The organism is Saccharopolyspora terrae, assembly GCF_004348435.1.
GTDB classification, from domain to species: domain Bacteria; phylum Actinomycetota; class Actinomycetes; order Mycobacteriales; family Pseudonocardiaceae; genus Saccharopolyspora; species Saccharopolyspora endophytica.
Genome location: NZ_SMKS01000012.1, coordinates 44073 through 62272, shown reverse-complemented (window position 1 = coordinate 62272; position 18200 = coordinate 44073). Strand labels below are relative to the sequence as shown.

The following is an 18200-nucleotide window of genomic DNA, read 5'->3' as shown; positions in this document are numbered from 1 at the left end:
GCTCGCACGCGTGGTCGAACGACGGTGATTCGGGGCCGCCATCCCGCCTTCCGGGATGGCGGCCCCGAGCTCGTGCGGGCGGCTCCGCGGCGGGATACGTTGCTGGGCATGATCCCCGCGCAGAACCCGGTGCAGCGGCTGGGACTCGGGCTGGCCGCGCTGGGCCGGCCCGCCTACATCAACGTCGGCCGCGCCGACGTGCTGCCCCAGCAGCGCACGGCCCAGGCCATGAAGGAGCGCACCCGCTCCGTCCTGGACGCCGCCTACGCCCACGGCATCCGGTGGGTCGACACCGCCCGCTCCTACGGCAGCGCCGAGCAGTTCCTGGCCGACTGGCTGGGGGAGCGGGGCCACGAGGACGTCACCGTCTCCAGCAAGTGGGGCTACGCCTACGTCGCCGAGTGGCGCATCGAGACCGAGGTCCACGAGGTCAAGGAGCACTCGCTGGAGCGGCTGCGCACCCAGTGGGCGGAGACCCGCACGCTGCTGGGCGATCGCATCGACCTCTACCAGGTGCACTCGCTGACCGGTGACAGCCCGCTGTTCGAGGACCTGGAGCTGCAGCACGAGCTGGCGCGCATCCGCGACGCCGGCGTGCGGCTCGGCTTCTCCACCAGCGGCGCCGCGCAGCCCGAGACCATCGAGCGGGCGTGGGAGCTGGAGATCGGCGGGACGCAGCTGTTCAGCGCCGTGCAGTCCACCTGGAACACCGCCGAGCCCTCGGTCGGCCGCACCCTCAACGAGGTGCACACCGGCGGGTGGCGGGTGCTGCTCAAGGAGACCATGGCCAACGGCCGGCTGGCGCTGAAACCGCCGGACGAGTTCGCCGCCATCGCCTCCCGCCACGCCGTCGGGTCGGACGCCATCGCCGTCGCCCACGCCCTGGCTCAGCCGTGGGCGGACGTGGTGCTGCTCGGCCCGGCCAGCGTCGAGCAGCTGGAGACCAACCTCGCGGCGCTGCGCGTCGAGCTCGACGACCAGGACCTGGCCACGCTCAAGTCACTGGCCACCGACGCGGCGACCTACTGGGGCGAGCGCTCCCAGCTGCCGTGGCACTGAGCGCCGCTCAGGCGCGCGCAGCGCGCTCCCGCAGCCATCGCCGCGTGAACTGACGGCCGTCGGGCACGAAGGGCCACAGCGGGTCGTCGAGGCGCTCGCGCAGCTCGGTGACGGGCATCCACCAGCCCTCGGCGACCTCCTCGGGCTGGTGCACCACGGGTCCGTCCCAGCGCGCCTGGAACACGAAACCGTGGTAGCGGACGGTGTTCTGCTCGAAGACCTCGCGGAACAGGAACTCCGGTTCGGTGCGCACCCCGAGCTCCTCGGCCAGCTCCCGGCGGGCGGCGTCGAACGGGTCCTCGCCGGCGGCGACCACGCCCCCGGCGGTGCAGTCGTGCAGGCCCGGGTAGACGTCCTTGGTGTCGGTGCGGCGGTGCACGTAGACGCGCTGCTCATCGCCGGAGAGCAGCAGCACGGACGTCGCCGCGTGCCACAGCCCCCTCGCGCGCATCTCGCTCCTCGACGCCCGGCCCACGACACGCCCGGCCGCGTCGTACAGCGCGACCTGCTCCTCGCCCATGCCCACACCACGATCGTGCCACCCGGTCGGCGCAACGCTGGAAGGCCCGATCGGCGAACCTGTGGCTTCAAGCACTCTGCTCCGTCGCCGATACCCCGTACGCTGCGAGGTATGCGGCGGATCATGGGAACCGAGGTGGAGTACGGCATCGTCGTGCCTGGCGATTCCAGCGCCAATCCGGTGCTGACCTCCACCCACATCGTGCTTGCGTACGCGGCGGCGGCCGAGATCCCGAGAGCCAGACGGGCTCGCTGGGACTACGAGGTCGAGTCGCCGCTGCGCGATGCGCGCGGGTTCGACCTGAGCTCGGCGGCGCAGCAGTCCAACGGTTCGGACGGCGACGACCTCGGCGCGGCCAACGTCATCCTCACCAACGGCGCGCGCCTCTACGTCGATCACGCGCACCCCGAGTACTCCGCGCCCGAGGTCACCAACCCGCGCGACGCGGTCATCTGGGACAAGGCCGGCGAACGCGTGATGGAGGAGGCCGCGTTGCGCGCGGCCAGCGTGCCCGGCACCGCGCCCGTACAGCTCTACAAGAACAACGTCGACGGCAAGGGCGCCAGCTACGGCACCCACGAGAACTACCTGATGGCCCGCAACACCCCGTTCACCTCGGTGATCGGCGGCCTGACGCCGTTCTTCGCCTCCCGGCAGGTGATGTGCGGGTCCGGCCGGGTCGGCATCGGCCAGTCGGGTGAGAAGCCCGGTTTCCAGCTCTCCCAGCGCTCGGACTACATCGAGGTCGAGGTCGGCCTGGAGACCACCCTCAAGCGCGGCATCATCAACACCCGCGACGAACCGCACGCCGACGCCGACAAGTACCGGCGGCTGCACGTCATCATCGGCGACGCCAACCTCGCCGAGACCTCGACCTACCTCAAGCTCGGCACCGCGGCGCTGGTGCTGGACATGATCGAGGGCGGGGTGCGGTTCGACGACCTCAAGCTGGCCGACCCGGTGCAGGCGGTGCACCTGATCAGCCACGACCCCACCCTCAAGCAGTCCGTGGAGCTCGCCGACGGTCGCCGGTTCACCGGACTGGACCTCCAGCGCGCCTACCACGAGCGGGCCTCGGAGTTCCTCGACGCCAACGGCGCCGAGCGGGCCTCGCGCGACGTGCTCAACACCTGGGGCGAGGTGCTCGACATGCTCGGCAACGACCCCATGTCCTGCGCCGACAGGCTCGACTGGCCGGCCAAGCTGCGGCTGATGGAGAGCTACCGCAGCCGCGACGGCCTGGGCTGGGCCTCGCCCCGGCTGCACATGATCGACCTGCAGTACTCGGACGTGCGGCTGGACAAGGGCCTCTACAACCGGCTGGTCACCCGGGGTTCGATGAAACGCCTGGTCAGCGAGGAAGAGGTGCAGGAAGCCGTCGCCGCCCCGCCGGAGGACACCCGCGCCTACTTCCGCGGCCGATGCCTGGAGCGCTACCCGTCGGAGGTCGCCGCCGCGTCCTGGGACTCGGTCATCTTCGACCTCGGCCGGGAATCCCTGGTGCGCATCCCGACGTTGGAACCGCTGCGCGGCACCAAGGCCCACGTCGGCGCTCTGCTGGAAGCCAGCAACAGCGCCGAGGAACTGGTCGACTCGCTGACGAAGGGGTGACCCGCTACGACCACGTTTCGCGCACGTCAGGTAGTCGGAAAGATCGTCAAAGACGCCCAGCTGGGCGTGGGCGAACGAGTGGTCGGATAGGTAGTGTTCAAGGCAGGACGCCCCCGATTCCGGGGGAGTTCGGGACTTCAACCCACCGGGAGGCGAGATGTCTCAGGAGAAGGCTCAGCGGCAGGGCGGCGGCGACGGCGAGGAAGAGAACGAACCGGAGGCCGCCGGTCAGGAACGTCGCGAAAAGCTCGGCGAGGACGTCGACGCCATCCTGGACGAGATCGACGACGTCCTGGAGGAGAACGCCGAGGACTTCGTGCGCGCCTACGTGCAGAAGGGCGGCCAGTAGGCCCCCGGCCGCCGGTGCGCCCAGGCGGTGATCCTGCGAGAACCGGTCACCGGGCCGGAGAAACACCGGCCCGGTGCCGCTCGCTGCGCACTCGATCATGACTAAAGTGCATCCTGTCGCAGGAGTCCTGTGAGAACGGAGACGATGTCGCTGATGGACCAGAGCTCGGCCCAGTTCCCCGGGCAGGCGCTTCCCGCCGCCTACTTGACCCCCGGATCCTCGTCGTTCACCGACTTCCTCCGAGCCGCCGCACCAGAACTGCTGCCGGGCGGGCGCAAGGCCCCCGAGGGCACGGTGCAGGCGCCGCACGGCACCACCATCGTCGCGGTGACCTTCCGCGGCGGCGTGCTGCTGGCGGGTGACCGCCGGGCGACGATGGGCAACGTCATCGCGCAGCGGGACATGGAGAAGCTCTTCGTCACCGACGCCTATTCGGCGGTGGGCATCGCCGGAACGGCCGGTGTCGCGCAGGAACTCGTGAAGCTCTACGCGGTCGAGCTGGAGCACTACGAGAAGCTCGAAGGCATCTCGCTGTCGCTGGACGGCAAGTCCAACAAGCTGGCCACGATGCTGCGGGGCAACCTGTCCGCGGCCATGCAGGGGCTGGCGGTCGTGCCGCTGTTCGCCGGTTACGACACCGACGCCGAAGACCCCGACCGCGCAGGTCGGATCGTGTCCTACGACGTCGTCGGCGGTCGCTACAACGAGGCTGGCGGCTACCACGCGGTCGGTTCCGGCTCGCAGTTCGCCAAGTCGGCGCTGAAGAAGCGCTTCGACCCGGATGCCGACCTGGACACCGCCGCGCGCGCCGCGGTGGAGGCGCTCTACGACGCGGCGGACGACGACAGCGCCACCGGCGGCCCGGACGTGTCCCGGCGGATCTACCCGTCGGTCATCACCATCACCGCGGCCGAGGGCGCGGTGCGGCTGACCGAGGAGCAGACCTCCGAGATCGCCACCGCCGTGGTCAACGGACGCCTGGAGAACCCGGGCGGCTGACCAGCGCCGTCCCACGATCCCGCCTGCCACAGCGAGCAGATTCAGGAGTGCAGAAGCCGTGACGATGCCGTTCTACACCTCCCCCGAGCAGTTGATGCGGGAGCGTTCCGAGCTGGCCCGCAAGGGCATCGCCCGGGGCCGCAGCGTGGTGGTGCTCAAGTACGCCGGTGGGGTGCTGTTCGTCGCCGAGAACCCGTCTCCGACCTTGCACAAGGTCTCCGAGATCTACGACCGCATCGGATTCGCCGCGGTGGGCCGCTACAGCGAGTTCGAGGCGCTGCGGGTCGCCGGCGTGCGCATCGCCGACGTGCGCGGTTACTCCTACGACCGGCGTGACGTGACCGGGCGGTCGCTGGCCAACACCTACGCCCAGCACCTGGGCGCGATCTTCACCGAGCAGATCAAGCCGTTCGAGGTCGAGATCTGCGTGGCGGAGGTCGGCGCGACCGCCGAATCCGACCAGCTGTACCGGCTCACCTACGACGGGTCCATCGTGGACGAGCCGCAGTACGTGGTGATGGGCGGTCAGGCGGACACCATCACCAGCTCGCTGAAGGATTCCTTCAGCGATGGAATGGAATTGGGCGACGCCATCCGGGTCGCCGTCAAGGGACTTTCGTCCAGTGGGGACTCCGCGCGGGAACTGGGCACCAAGGCCCTGGAGGTCGCGGTCCTCGACCGCGCCCGTCCCAACCGGACGTTCCGCCGCATCCAGGGCGCCGCGCTGACGGCCCTGCTGCCGGCGTCGACTGAGGACTCCGACAAGTCCGAGGACGGCGAGGAAACCCCGCCCGGCAAGTGACCCGCCGAGAGCTCATCGCTCCCGCACCCGCCTCGGGTGCGGGAGCGATGTCGTTCGCGGTGGGACGAGCGGCCCACATCCCGGGAAATCGTACGGCTGTACGGCGATTCCGGCTGCTCCGTGCGGGTGCGTGCGCACCGGGGTGAGTGACGGCCTGCTACCAAAATCAGCCGAACTCATTTCGACAGTTGCCCGAACGGCGGACCGCCGCGAGGGCGGTTTTGCGCCTAGTGTGGAGACATGCAGAGGCGGATCTTCGGCATCGAAACCGAGTTCGGGGTCACCTGCACGTTCCACGGGCAGCGCAGACTGTCCCCGGACGAGGTGGCCAGGTACCTGTTCCGGCGGGTCGTGTCGTGGGGAAGGTCGTCGAACGTCTTCCTGCGCAACGGTGCCCGCCTCTACCTCGACGTGGGTTCCCACCCCGAGTACGCCACGGCCGAGTGCGACGACCTCACGCAGCTGGTCACGCACGACAAGGCCGGCGAGCGCATCCTCGAAGACCTGCTCATCGATGCCGAACGCCGGCTCTCCGACGAGGGCATCGGCGGGGACATCTTCCTGTTCAAGAACAACACCGACTCAGCGGGCAACTCCTACGGCTGCCACGAGAACTACCTGGTCGGACGTTCCGGCGAGTTCTCCCGCATCGCCGACGTGCTGTTGCCGTTCCTGGTGACGCGCCAGCTCATCTGCGGTGCCGGGAAGGTCCTGCAGACCCCGCGCGGAGCCGTGTACTGCCTGTCCCAGCGCGCCGAGCACATCTGGGAGGGCGTCTCCAGCGCCACCACCCGGTCCCGGCCGATCATCAACACCCGCGACGAGCCGCACGCCGACGCCGAGCGCTACCGGCGGCTGCACGTCATCGTCGGCGATTCCAACATGTCCGAGGTGACCACCCTGCTCAAGGTCGGGGCGGCCAACCTGGTGCTGGAGATGGTCGAGCAGGGCGTGCAGTTCCGGGACTTCAGCCTGGACAACCCGATCCGGGCGATCCGCGAGATCAGCCACGACCTCACCGGGCGCCGCACGGTGCGGCTGGCGGGCGGCCGGGAGGCCTCGGCGCTGGACATCCAGCGCGAGTACCACAGCCGGGCCGTCGACCACGTCGCGCGGCGCGGCTCGGACCCGATGTCCGAGCGCATCCTGGAGCTGTGGGGCCGCACCCTCGACGCCGTCGAGCAGGAGGACTACTCGCTGATCGACCGCGAGGTCGACTGGGCGATCAAGCTCCGCCTGCTGGAGCGCTACCGCAACAAGCACGGTCTGGAGCTGTCCAGCCCGCGCATCGCGCAGCTCGACCTCGCCTACCACGACATCCGGCGCGGGCGCGGGCTGTTCGACATGCTGCAGCGCAAGGACCTGGTGGATCGGGCGACCGAGGACGGCGAGATCGAGGCCGCCAAGGACACCCCGCCGCAGAGCACCCGCGCCAAGCTGCGCGGTGACTTCATCGCCGCTGCTCAGGCCGCGGGGCGGGACTTCACCGTCGACTGGGTGCACCTCAAGCTCAACGATCAGGCCCAGCGGACCGTGCTGTGCAAGGACCCGTTCCGGGCGGTCGACGAGCGGGTCGAGCGGCTGATCAACTCGCTGTAGGGCCGTTCGACCCCCGGACGAGCCGGGCGGCGCTGTGGCCGGGGCTGTGCCCGCCGCAGCGCCGCTCCCGGCTTCAGCTGTGGGGCGCTTGGCCGGTCGGGCGGATCGTCAGCTCGTTGACGTCAACCGTTGCCGGCTGCGCCAGGGCGTAGAGGATGCCCCGGGCGATGTCCTCCGGGACCAGCTTCGGGATGTCCGTCCGGTCCGCGGTCATGTCCGTTTCGACCATGCCCGGTTGCACGAGGGTGACCCTGACCCCGGTGCCCACGCACTCCGCCCGGATGTTCTGCGCCATGCCGGTGACCGCCCACTTGGTGGCCGAGTAGAGGTTGCCCGGGCGGATCCCGCGACCGGCGTTGGAGCCGGTGAGCACGAGGTGGCCCCTGCTGCGCACCAGCGCGGGCAGGGCGGCGCGGGCGGTGATCGCCGCGCCATAGACGTTGGTGAGCACCATGTCGCGCCACTGCTCGGGTTCGGCGCCGTCGTTGCCGAGGAACGAGGTCGGCACGCTCATCCCGGCGTTGGCCAGCACGGCGTCCACACCGCCGTAGCGCTGCTCGGTCGTGGCGACGGCGTCGGTCAGGCTGGTGTGGTCGGTGACGTCGCAGGGCAGCGCCACGGCGGTGTCCGAACCCAGTTCCTCGACCAGGTCGGACAGGGCGTCGGTGTCGCGTGCCAGCAGGGCCAGCCGGTAGCCCTGGGCGGCGGCGAGGCGGGCGGTGGCGGCGCCGATGCCGCGCGAGGCACCGGTGATCATCAGAGCAGGCATGGCCTCAGGGTAGGAACGCGAACGCATCGTGAACGGCTTTCGCATCAACGATGAGTTCAGTGCCGGTCGAAACCGATCGTCGATCGAATGGGTGTTCTGCGAAGACACGCCGATACCCGAACTCATGATCGAATACTTTGGCGCTAGAGTTTCGGAGTGGCCACTGTGCGTGCTGAACGCTTGGTGAACTTGGTGCTCTGCCTGCTGTCGACCCGTCAGTACCTCACCGCAGAGCGGATCCGTCATATCGTCGCGGGGTATGCCGACGCACCCTCCGACGAGGCGTTCTTCCGGACCTTCGAGCGGGACAAGGCCGAGCTGCGAGACCTGGGGATCCCGCTGGAAACCGGCCGCAACTCGGCCTTCGACAGCGCCGACGGGTACCGCATCGCCCGGCGCGACTACGAGCTCGGCGACATCGACCTCGAACCCGACGAAGCCGCCGCCGTCGCGCTGGCCGTCCGGCTGTGGGACTCCCCGGAGTTCACCTCCGCCGCTCAGGGCGCGCTGCTCAAGCTCCGCGCCGCCGGCGTCGACGTCGACGAACGCGCCTCGGCCGCGGTCGAACCGAAGGTGCGCACCAGCGAACCCGCATTCGGCACGCTGCACTCGGCGGTGCAGTCCGGCCGCGTCGTGGAGTTCGACTACCGGCGCCCCAGCAGCGCCGAGGTCCGGCACCGCACCGTCGAGCCGTGGGGCGTGGTGTCCTGGCGCGGACGCTGGTACGTCGTCGGCCACGACCGCGACCGGCAGGCGCCGCGCTGCTTCCGGCTCTCCCGCATCCAGGGACCGGTCAGCGCCGTCGGCAAGAGCGGGGTCGTGCAGCGGCCGCAGGAGGTCGACCTGCTGCGGATGGTCGCGGGCGAGCAGCGGGAGCCACCGCCGCCGACGCCGTCCCGCGTGTGGGTCGCCGACGGCCGCGCGCACGGCGTGCGGCGCATCGGCAAGGTCGTCGAGCGCAGGGAGCTCGACGGCGACCCCGGCGAGGTGCTGGAGCTGGACGTGAAGTACCCGGAGTCCGCGGCGAGCTGGCTCGCCGGGTACGGGCCCGACGTCGCCGTCCTGCAGCCGGACACCCTGCGCAAAGCGGTCAACGAGATCCACCTGGACGCGGCGGGGGAGGGACGGCGATGACCAGCGCGACGCAACGCCTGCCCAGGCTGCTGGCCCTGGTTCCCTACCTGCTCAGCCGCCCCGGCATCCCCATCGCCGACGCCGCCACCGACTTCGGCGTCACCCCGCAGCAGCTGCGCAAGGACCTGGAGCTGCTGTGGATGTGCGGGCTGCCCGGCTACGGGCCCGGCGATCTGATCGACCTGTCCTTCGACAGCGACTCGATCACCGTCACCTACGACGCCGGCATGCGGCGACCGCTGCGGCTGACCGCCTCCGAGGCGACGTCGCTGCTGGTGGCGCTGCGGGCGCTCGCCGACACCCCGGGCGTTCCCGACTCCGACGCGGTGCAGCGCACGTTGGCGAAGGTGGAGAACGCGGTCGGTCAAGCCCGCCCCTCCGGGGTGGTGATCGGCCTCGGCGCGGAGGAGTCGGTCGACTCGGAGGTGCGCCGAACGGTCCAATCCGCCGTCACCGGCGGCAAAGCGTTGCGCATCCGTTACTACACGGCATCGCGCGACGAGATCAGCGAGCGAACGGTCGACCCGATGCGGTTGCTGCTGGTCGACGGCCGCAGCTACCTGGAGGCCTGGTGCCGCAGCGCGCACGGCGTCCGGATGTTCCGGCTGGACCGCATCGATGCGGCTCAGCGGCTCGACGAGCCCGCCGAGCCGCCGTCCGAAGCCGAGCCGACGGATGTTTCCGCAGGTCTGTTCCAGCCCGCGCCCGACCAGCGGGTGGCCGAGATCGAACTGGAGCCGGACGCCCGGTGGGTCGCCGAGTACTACCAGGTCGACGAGGTCGAAGAGCTCCCCGGCGGCCGGGCCCGGGTGCGGATGCGCTACGCCGACAGCGCGTGGATGACCAGGCTGCTGCTCGGCCTCGGCGGCCAGGTGACGGTGCTCAGCCCCGAGGAGCTGGGGGGTGACGTGCGTCAACGAGCCCATGCCGCGTTGAGGCGGACCCGTCACCTTCCGTCCACCTGAGCCCGATACGGTGAACAGCGTGCCGTTCGTGTGGACTCTCGTGCTGCTGGCCGTAGGCCTCGTCCTGCTGGTGTTCCTGCTGGTCAGGACCTTGATGGAGGTGCGTCGCTTTCGGCGCGTGCAGCGGGGGGCGGCCCACGATCTCGCCGACCGCAGCGGAATGGTCAAAGCGCGTGCGGCGGGCCTCAAGGTGGCGCTCTCGCAGCGCCGCCGCGGTTGACGAGAAGCAGAAACGGCCCTATTTGCCGACCCCTGCCCCGCGTACCATTGGCGCCTAGCAGGGACATCACGAAAGGTTGTGTACGGATGGGTTTGCCAGGTGGCTGGGAGCTGGTCCTCATCGTCTTGGTTCTGGTGCTGCTCTTCGGCGCCACCAAGCTCCCGCAGATGGCCCGTTCTCTGGGGCAGTCCGCTCGGGTGTTCAAGGCTGAGGCGCGAGGCATGAAGGCCGACGAAGAGGCTGCGAAGAAGGCTCAGTCGGAGAAGGAGCAGAAGCCGGAGCTGACGGCCGGTGAGCCGAGCACTCCGCCGGCGACCTCGCCGGTCGAGGACAAGCAGCAGAACGAACAGAAGAACTGACTGAGGACGGGGCTAGCGAAGTGGGTGACAGTCCACTGCGTCGCCTGAACCCGTTCCGCAATGATCGCCGTCGGTGGGGACGCAGGCACAACCCCGACGGCACCATGACGATCATCGATCACCTCTTCGAGCTGCGTTACCGGCTCGGGGTGGCGATGACGGCAGTGGTCATCGGAGCCATCCTCGGGTTCATCTGGTTTTCCACCGCGCCGTTCGGCTGGCCGACGCTCGGTGACATCTTGCTCGGGCCGTACTGCGCGCTCCCCATGGAGCAGCGGCTCAGCCCGAACGGGACCTGCCAGCTGTTGCAGACCGAGCCCTTCGAGATCTTCATGCTGCGCATGAAGGTGGGTCTGTCGGTCGGCGCGATCCTGTTCAGCCCGGTGTGGCTGTACCAGCTGTGGGCGTTCATCACGCCTGGTCTCTACACCAAGGAGCGCAAGTTCGCCCGGACCTTCGTGTTCTTCGCGACGATCCTGTTCGTCGCGGGCGCGGTCCTGGCGTACTTCATCGTTCCCGAGGCGCTGAGCTTCATGGCGGGCTTCGGCGGCGAGGCGTTCTTCACCGCGCTCACCGGTGGCAAGTACATCAACTTCATGCTGCTGCTGCTGGTGATCTTCGGCGTGAGCTTCGAGCTCCCGCTGATCCTGGTGATGCTCAACCGCGCCGGTGTCGTCACCTACGAGAAGCTGCGCAGGTGGTGGCGGGGGCTGGTGTTCGCGCTGTTCGTGTTCGCCGCGATCGCCACGCCCGGGCAGGACCCCTTCTCGATGCTGGCGCTGTCGGCGGCGCTGTCGCTGCTGTTCTTGTTCGCTGCGCTGATCTGCCGTTCGCACGACCGGCGCAAGGCCAAGAAGATGGAGGCCGAGGGCCTGACCGGTGTTGGCCTCGACGAGGCGTCCGAGGTCGATCCGTTCGCGTCCAAGCTGGACACGACACCGTCGGCACCGCAGAAGCACGACGACATCACCTGACGGTCACAACCCGTCGAACCCTGGCCAACGGGGACGCAAGTGGGATTAGATGCATCCTCATGCGTTGCGTCCTGGTGATCAACCCCGCGGCCGGTGGTGGTCTTTCCGCGAAGGTGGTCGGTGAACTCACCGACCACCTTCGTGCTGTGTGCGAGGTGCGGACGGTCATCGCCACCGGCACGTCCGGCACCGAATCCGCCGTGCGGCGCGCGGTGGAGGACCAGGCCGACGTGCTGACCGTGGTCGGCGGTGACGGCATCGCGCACCTGGCCGTGCAGGCGTGCGCCGAGTCGTCGACCTCGCTGGCGATCATCCCCGCGGGCACCGGCAACGACCTCGCCCGGAGCCTGGGCATCCCGCGCGAGCCGGTGGCGGCCGCGCGCGCCGCGGCCAAGGCCATCTCCGCTGGTGCGCGGCGGCGCATCGACCTCGGCAAGATCGCGGGAACCGGGTGGTTCGCGACGGTGCTGTGCGCCGGGTTCGACGCGAAGGTCAACGCCAGGGCGAACCGGATGCGCTGGCCGCGCGGTCAACGCCGCTACGACTTCGCGCTGCTGCGGGAGCTGCTGGGGCTGCGGGCCAGGCCGGTGCGGTTGGAGACCGAGCGCGGAGTCCTCGACGTCGAGGCCACGCTTATCGCGGTGGGCAACACCGGGTGGTACGGCGGCGGCATCCCGATCTGCCCCGACGCGCTGGACGACGACGGTCTGTTCGACGTGACCGTGGTCGGCCGGGTACCGCGCCGGGAGCTGGTGCGGATCCTGCCGAGGCTGCGCACCGGACGCCACGTCGACCACCCGGCGGTGACGACGCTGCGGGCGAAGTCGGTCCGCCTGGGCGGGGAGAACGGCTGGCTGGCCTACGCCGACGGCGAACCCCAGGCCCGGTTGCCCCTGACGATCCGCTGCACGCCAGGTGCGCTCAGCGTGGCGTGTGGCGCAAAGCACCTGTGAACATCCGGCTCACCGCGCCTTGCCCGGCGGTGCTGGTGAGAGGCCTCCTGGAGGCCGCGCGCCGCGCTTCGAGCACGTCGATGGCGACGTCGCGGTGCTCTCGCCAGGCGGGATGGCGGCGCGGTGCGGGCGGCGGTGGTGTCCGGCGGCTAGCGGCATCGCGGCTCGCAGGGGACTCCGGAGCGAGCGTTGTGAGACACCGGTCGGGGTGATGTGAAAACCTTGGTACGTGGCTGCCAGCCGTTCCAACCCGACCAAGCTCCCGCCGGCCGACGCGTACGCGGCGCATTCCCGCCGCAGTGCCCATCCGAAACTGGCCGAGTTCATCGCGGAGCTGTCCTTCGAACTAGACCCCTTCCAGCTCACCGGATGTCAGGCGCTGGAGGCCGGGAGGAGCGTGCTGGTGTGCGCGCCGACCGGTGCGGGCAAGACCGTGGTGGGCGAGTTCGCCGTGCACCTGGCGCTGTCGGAGGGGCGCCGCTGCTTCTACACCACGCCGATCAAGGCGTTGTCCAACCAGAAGTTCGCCGACCTGTGCGAGCGGTACGGCAACGACGCGGTGGGTCTGCTGACCGGCGACACCTCGATCAACGGCGACGCGCAGGTGGTCGTGATGACCACCGAGGTGCTGCGCAACATGCTCTACGCCGGTTCGCGCGGGCTGGACCAGCTCGGCTACGTGGTGATGGACGAGGTCCACTACCTGGCCGACCGGTTCCGGGGTGCGGTGTGGGAGGAAGTGATCCTGCACCTGCCGGACTACGTGCAGCTCGCGAGCCTGTCCGCGACGGTCAGCAACGCCGAGGAGTTCGGCGAGTGGCTGCAGGAGGTGCGCGGGGAGACCACGGTCGTGGTGGACGAGCACCGGCCGGTGCCGCTGTGGCAGCACATGCAGGTCGGGCCGCGGATGTTCGACCTGTTCGGCGGTGAGACCGATGATCACGAGCTGACGATGAACCCGCAGCTGCTGCGGCACACCCAGCAGCTGGCGCGCACCCACATGCCCTACGGGGGCCGCCGCGGTGGTCCGCCGAACAAGCGCAAGGGGCCGCGTCCGCCCCGGTTCTCGCCGCCGTCCCGGCTGGAGATGCTGACCAGCCTCGACGCCGCGGGGCTGCTGCCGGCGATCGTGTTCATCTTCAGCCGCAACGGCTGCGATCAGGCGGTGGCGCAGTGCGTGCGGGCCGGGTTGCGCCTGACCGCCGAGTCCGAGGTCGAGGAGATCCGCGAGGTCATCGACGAGCGGACCAGGAACCTGCCCGACGCCGACCTGGGCGTCCTCGGCTTCTGGGAGTGGCGGGAGGCGTTGGAGCGGGGCGTGGCCGCGCACCACGCCGGGCTGCTGCCGGCGTTCAAGGAGACCGTCGAGGAGCTGTTCGTGCGCGGCCTGGTCAAGGCCGTGTTCGCGACCGAGACGCTGGCGCTGGGCATCAACATGCCCGCCCGCACGGTCGTGCTGGAACGCCTGGTGAAGTTCAACGGCGAGTCGCACGTGGACCTCAGCCCCGGCGAGTACACGCAGCTCACCGGCCGTGCCGGGCGGCGCGGCATCGACATCGAGGGCCACGCGGTGGTGGTCTGGCAGCCGGGCGTTGACCCCAAGCAGGTGGCGGGTCTGGCCTCGACGCGCACCTACCCGCTGCGCTCGTCGTTCCGGCCCGGCTACAACATGGCGGTCAACCTGGTGCAGCGCGTCGGCCAGGACTCGGCCCGGGACCTGCTGGAGCAGTCGTTCGCGCAGTTCCAGGCCGACCGATCGGTGGTGGGCCTCTCGCGCCGGGTCGATCGCAACGCCGAGGCCCTGACGGGCTACACCGAGGCGATGGAGTGCCACCTGGGCGACTTCGCCGAGTACTTCGACCTCCGGCGCCGGATCTCCGAACGGGAGAAGGCGCTGGCCAGGCAGAACCGGCAGTCGCGGCGCGCCGAGGCGGCCAAGTCGCTGGAGAAGCTGCGCAAGGGCGATGTGATCTCGGTGCCCGCCGGGCGCCGGTCCGGGCTGGCGGTGGTGATCGACCCCGGTCTGGAGCCGATGGGCGAGCCGCGTCCGCTGGTGGTGACCGAGGATCGCTGGTCGGGCCGCCTGTCGGTCGCCGACTTCACCTCGCCGGTGGAGGCGCTGGGCAAGCTCAAGCTGCCCAAGCACGTCGACACCCGCTCGCCGAAGTCGCGCCGGGACCTGGCGTCGTCGCTGCGCAGCACGGGGTTGAGCTCCTCGGGCGGGCGCGGCCGGAAGCGCTCGGACGCCACCGACGATGCCGAGCTGGCGAGCCTGCGGCGGGCGTTGAAGGCGCACCCGTGCCACGGCTGCGACGAGCGGGAGGCGCACGCCCGCTGGGCGGAGCGCTACGAGCGGTTGCGCGGCGAGAACGAGAACCTGCGTCGCAAGGTCAACAGCACCACGCACTCGCTGGCCCGCTCGTTCGACCGGATCGTGGCGCTGCTGACCGAGCGCGACTACCTGCCCGCCCCGGACGGCAAGCCCGGTGACGACGAGGACGAGGTGGAGACGCAGGCGGGGCAGGTCACCGAGCACGGTCGGCGGCTGTCCAGGCTCTACAGCGAGTCCGATCTGCTGGCCGCCGAGTGCCTGCGGGTGGGGACCTGGAAGGGGCTCGGCCCGGCCGAGCTGGCGGCAGTGGTGTCCTCGCTGGTCTACGAGTCGCGGCGGGAGGGGCCTGCGCCGCAGGTCCCGGCCGGGCCGATCACCGACGCGCTGACCTCGACCTGGCAGTTGTGGGCGGAACTGGAGGACGACGAGCGTCGTCACAAGCTCGACCGCACCCGCGAGCCCGACGCGGGGTTCGCCTGGCCGGTGTTCCGGTGGGCGCGCGGCGAGTCGTTGGAGAAGGTGCTCACCGCCGCCGAGTCCGCCGGTAACGAGCTTTCGGCAGGCGACTTCGTGCGCTGGTGCCGCCAGGTGATCGACCTGCTGGACCAGATCCGCGACGTGGTGGGCACCAAGGAGCAGGTCGGTGCCTCGGCGGCGAAGGCCGTGACCGCGATCCGCCGGGGCGTGGTGGCCGCCGGTGGTGTGTGACCCGGCTGTGGTTGGATCACTGGCAGTCGGCCGCGCCAGCTGAAGTCATCCGGAGGTGTAGATGTCGTCCCCCTACGGCCCGCCAGGGGGTTACCCCCAGTGGGGGCAACCGCAGGGGCCTGGGATGCAGCCGGGCCATCCGCAGCCGGGTGGCTACGCGGGTCAGCCCTACCCCGCGCAACCGGTGCAGCAGCAGCCGATCCAGCAGCCCCAGTACGCGCAGCAGCCCTACGGCTACGGGTACGGCCAGCCGCAGCCGTACTACCCGTCGCCGAGCGGATTCGGCTTCCCGCAGGTGCCGCAGAAGCAGAAGCGGTCGATGCTGCCGTGGATCCTCGGCGGCTCGGGCGTGCTCGTGGTGCTCGCCGCGGTGCTGGTGCTGGGTTTCGTCGCTCCCGGGTTCTTCGTGCGCTCGGTGTTCGACGCGGCCAGCGTGGAGAAGGGCGTCACGCAGACGCTCAAGGGCTCCTACAACATCGCCGGCGTCGGTGCGGTGACCTGCCCGGACGGTGAGCCGGTGGAGGTCCGGCACCAGTTCGACTGCCAGGTGCGGATCAACAGCGCCGACAAGGTCGTCACGGTCACGGTCAAGAACGACGAGGGCGTCTACGAGGTCGGGCACCCGAAGTAAATCGGTGGACTGCGCGGTCGGGGTCGGAGACGATCGCCGACGTGGGTGAAACCGAAGTCCGGGTGCTGTCCGAGTCCGAGTACCGCGATGCCAACGAGCTGTTCCGGCGGGCGCTGCTGTTCCCGCTGGCCGATGACGAGCAGTGGGCGTCGAGCTCGCAGCGCATGGAACCGGGCCGGGTGCTCGGCGCGTTCCTCGACGGCGAGCTGGCGGGCACGGCCCTGTCGATGGCCAGTTCCCTGACGGTTCCCGGTGGTGCCGAGCTGCCCGCGGCGGCGGTGACCGGGGTGGCGGTGCGAGCCGATTCGACCCGGCGCGGACTGCTGACCGGGATGATGCGGTTCCAGCTCGACGACGCCGCCCGGCGCGGTGAGGTCGTGGCGATGCTGCACGCCAGCGAGGCCGGGATCTACGAGCGCTTCGGCTACGGCGTCGCCAGCAGGGTCCGGAACGTGGAGGTCGACCGCTCGCGGGCGCGGATGCGCCGCTCGGTCCCGCGCGGCGGCCGGGTCCGCCTGGTCTCGCAGGAGCAGGCTGCGCAGCTGATGCCCGCCCTGTACCCGAAGTGCGCGCGGGACCGCGCGGGCTGGATTTACCGCCCCGACGGGTGGTGGCCGGGCCGGAGCGCCGTGATGAACAAGAGCCAGGCGGTCGCGGTGCACGCCGACGATTCCGGGACGGACGACGGCTTCGTCGTGTACCAGCCGCGCGGGGAGTCCTCCACTGTGGACGTGTGGGACCTGGTGGCGGCCAACGACGTCGCGGCGATCGAGTTGTGGCGCTTCCTGCTCGACATCGACCTCGTGACGACCGTCGCGGGCTTCGAACGCCCGGTGGACGAGCCGGTCGAGTGGTGGCTGACCGACCGCCGCGCCTGCCGCACCACGGGGGTGAGCGACGACCTGTGGGTCCGTCTCGTCGACGTCCGCGCCGCCCTGCGGGCCCGCACCTACGGTCGCGGGGAGCCGGTGGTCCTGGAGGTCGTCGACGAGTTCCGGCCTGCCAACACCGGCTGCTACCGCATCAGCCCGGACGGGGTCACGACCTGCGACGGCGCTCCGCAGCTGACGCTGGACGCGGCGGCCATGCCGGCGCTCTACCTGGGCGATCAGACGGCCTCGGCCCTCGCCACGGCCGGACTCGTCCAGGTCCACGATCCGCAGGCGTTGACCAACGCCGACCTGCTGTTCCCGCTGCAGCGGCCACCGTGGTGCGGCACCGGCTTCTAGTGGGTGCAACCGGGTTCGATCGGTGAGGATTCCCCACCGCGCTGGTCAAACCCCCTGTGGTGCCTACTGTTCGAGGGCGGCGATGAGGCGGTCGATGCTGGCTCCGAGGCCCCAGGTGGATTGGAGCGCGCGCAGCCGGTCGAGGTCCGGCTCGGCGGGCATGGTGTCGGACTCGCGGTCCATGACGACCGGCGCGTTCCTGACCACGTTGACCACGGCCGGGGCCGCCGCCAGGTACTCGGCGGACTCGCTGAGCTTGGTGCGGATCCGCGAGGTCAGCCGGGCGTCGCCTTCGGCGGCCGCCCGCAGCAGGTCGTCGAGGGACCCGAACTGGGTGATCAGCTTCGCCGCGGTCTTCTCGCCGATGCCCGCCACGCCGGGCAGCCCGTCGGAGGGGTCTCCGCGCAGCACCGCCATCTCCGCGTAGTCCGCACCCGCCCGCTCCTCGGACAGCGCGTACTTCTCGGCGAGTTCACGGGTGCCGAAGTCCTGGGCCTTGGCCAGGCCCGCGCCGATGTAGATCACCCGCACCTGCGGCTCGGCGCGGACCAGCTGGAACAGGTCCCGGTCGCCGGTGACGACCTCCACCGGGTCGGTGCGCTCGCGGTCGGCCAGCGCGCCGATGACGTCGTCGGCCTCGAAACCCTCCGCCTCGGCGGTGGTGATGCCCGCGGCGTCGAGGACCTCCAGGATCACCGGGATCTGCGGCGAGAGCGTGTCGGGCACCTCTTCCGCCTCCGGGTCTTCCACGGCCACCCGGTGCGTCTTGTACGACGGCAGCGCGTCGACCCGGAACTGCGGGCGCCAATCGTTGTCCAAACAGGCCACCAGCCGGGACGGCCGGCGATCGGTGATCAGCTTCGCCAGCATGTCGCAGAAGCCGCGCACCGAGTTCACCGGCGTGCCATCAGGGGCGGTCAGCGAGTCGGGCAGCGCGTAGAACGAGCGAAACCACAACCCGGCCGAATCGACGAGCATGAGAGGTCC

General features: G+C 70.3%; 18 protein-coding genes. 15 read left to right on the top strand and 3 right to left on the bottom strand.

Annotated elements, in window-relative coordinates; all coding sequences use genetic code 11:
• Window positions 1-108 precede the first annotated feature (108 nt).
• Window positions 109-1059: an aldo/keto reductase gene (locus tag E1181_RS10320; RefSeq protein WP_132673761.1), complete on the top strand. Its 951-nt coding sequence runs from the start codon at window positions 109-111 to the stop codon at window positions 1057-1059.
• A gap of 7 nt (window positions 1060-1066) precedes the next feature.
• Here the strand turns inward: E1181_RS10320 and E1181_RS10315 are convergent, their stop codons facing one another.
• Entirely contained in the window at window positions 1067-1579 is a 513-nt protein-coding gene (locus tag E1181_RS10315; RefSeq protein ID WP_235876665.1) for an NUDIX hydrolase, read from the bottom strand.
• A gap of 111 nt (window positions 1580-1690) precedes the next feature.
• Here E1181_RS10315 and dop point away from each other — a divergent pair, with 111 nt between their 5' ends.
• From dop to pafA, 5 genes are all read left to right on the top strand, one after another.
• On the top strand, window positions 1691-3190 hold the full coding sequence (gene dop / locus E1181_RS10310; RefSeq protein WP_132673760.1) for a depupylase/deamidase Dop: 1500 nt from the start codon (window positions 1691-1693) through the stop codon (window positions 3188-3190).
• A gap of 157 nt (window positions 3191-3347) precedes the next feature.
• Window positions 3348-3539, top strand: a complete 192-nt coding sequence (locus E1181_RS10305) for a ubiquitin-like protein Pup (RefSeq protein WP_132622389.1) — start codon at window positions 3348-3350, stop codon at window positions 3537-3539.
• Between the two features lie 153 nt (window positions 3540-3692).
• Complete coding sequence (gene prcB / locus E1181_RS10300) at window positions 3693-4538, top strand: proteasome subunit beta (protein WP_132673800.1); 846 nt, start codon at window positions 3693-3695, stop codon at window positions 4536-4538.
• Between the two features lie 58 nt (window positions 4539-4596).
• Window positions 4597-5340, top strand: coding sequence for a proteasome subunit alpha (prcA, locus tag E1181_RS10295; protein ID WP_132673759.1), 744 nt, complete (start codon window positions 4597-4599; stop codon window positions 5338-5340).
• 240 nt (window positions 5341-5580) lie between these two features.
• A complete protein-coding gene (pafA, locus tag E1181_RS10290; RefSeq protein ID WP_132673758.1) occupies window positions 5581-6939 on the top strand; it encodes a Pup--protein ligase in 1359 nt (452 codons plus the stop codon).
• 73 nt (window positions 6940-7012) lie between these two features.
• Here pafA and E1181_RS10285 read toward each other — a convergent pair whose 3' ends face one another.
• On the bottom strand, window positions 7013-7708 hold the full coding sequence (locus E1181_RS10285; RefSeq protein ID WP_132673757.1) for an SDR family oxidoreductase: 696 nt from the start codon (window positions 7706-7708) through the stop codon (window positions 7013-7015).
• Between the two features lie 156 nt (window positions 7709-7864).
• Here E1181_RS10285 and E1181_RS10280 point away from each other — a divergent pair, with 156 nt between their 5' ends.
• The 9 genes from E1181_RS10280 (at window position 7865) to E1181_RS10240 (ending at window position 17213) form a co-directional block, all read left to right on the top strand.
• The gene (locus tag E1181_RS10280) at window positions 7865-8842 is read left to right on the top strand and encodes a helix-turn-helix transcriptional regulator (protein ID WP_132673756.1); all 978 of its coding nucleotides are present in this window, start codon (window positions 7865-7867) and stop codon (window positions 8840-8842) included.
• The gene (locus E1181_RS10275; RefSeq protein WP_132673755.1) at window positions 8839-9807 is read left to right on the top strand and encodes a helix-turn-helix transcriptional regulator; all 969 of its coding nucleotides are present in this window, start codon (window positions 8839-8841) and stop codon (window positions 9805-9807) included. Before E1181_RS10280 ends, E1181_RS10275 begins: the two co-directional genes overlap by 4 nt.
• Window positions 9808-9826: 19 nt before the next feature.
• The gene (locus E1181_RS10270) at window positions 9827-10027 is read left to right on the top strand and encodes a bacteriophage holin (RefSeq protein WP_132673754.1); all 201 of its coding nucleotides are present in this window, start codon (window positions 9827-9829) and stop codon (window positions 10025-10027) included.
• Between the two features lie 86 nt (window positions 10028-10113).
• Window positions 10114-10386: a Sec-independent protein translocase subunit TatA gene (gene tatA / locus E1181_RS10265; RefSeq protein WP_093417273.1), complete on the top strand. Its 273-nt coding sequence runs from the start codon at window positions 10114-10116 to the stop codon at window positions 10384-10386.
• A gap of 104 nt (window positions 10387-10490) precedes the next feature.
• Entirely contained in the window at window positions 10491-11360 is an 870-nt protein-coding gene (gene tatC, locus E1181_RS10260; protein ID WP_132673753.1) for a twin-arginine translocase subunit TatC, read from the top strand.
• 59 nt (window positions 11361-11419) lie between these two features.
• On the top strand, window positions 11420-12313 hold the full coding sequence (locus E1181_RS10255) for a diacylglycerol/lipid kinase family protein (RefSeq protein ID WP_132673752.1): 894 nt from the start codon (window positions 11420-11422) through the stop codon (window positions 12311-12313).
• 229 nt (window positions 12314-12542) lie between these two features.
• On the top strand, window positions 12543-15353 hold the full coding sequence (locus tag E1181_RS10250; protein WP_132673751.1) for a DEAD/DEAH box helicase: 2811 nt from the start codon (window positions 12543-12545) through the stop codon (window positions 15351-15353).
• Between the two features lie 124 nt (window positions 15354-15477).
• Window positions 15478-15984 (top strand): DUF4333 domain-containing protein, encoded by a 507-nt coding sequence (locus tag E1181_RS10245; protein ID WP_235876664.1) that lies wholly within the window; start codon window positions 15478-15480, stop codon window positions 15982-15984.
• A gap of 41 nt (window positions 15985-16025) precedes the next feature.
• Window positions 16026-17213, top strand: coding sequence for a GNAT family N-acetyltransferase (locus E1181_RS10240; RefSeq protein ID WP_132673749.1), 1188 nt, complete (start codon window positions 16026-16028; stop codon window positions 17211-17213).
• Window positions 17214-17276: 63 nt separating this feature from the next.
• Here the strand turns inward: E1181_RS10240 and E1181_RS10235 are convergent, their stop codons facing one another.
• On the bottom strand, window positions 17277-18191 hold the full coding sequence (locus E1181_RS10235) for a 5'-3' exonuclease (RefSeq protein ID WP_132673799.1): 915 nt from the start codon (window positions 18189-18191) through the stop codon (window positions 17277-17279).
• Window positions 18192-18200: the final 9 nt, after the last annotated feature.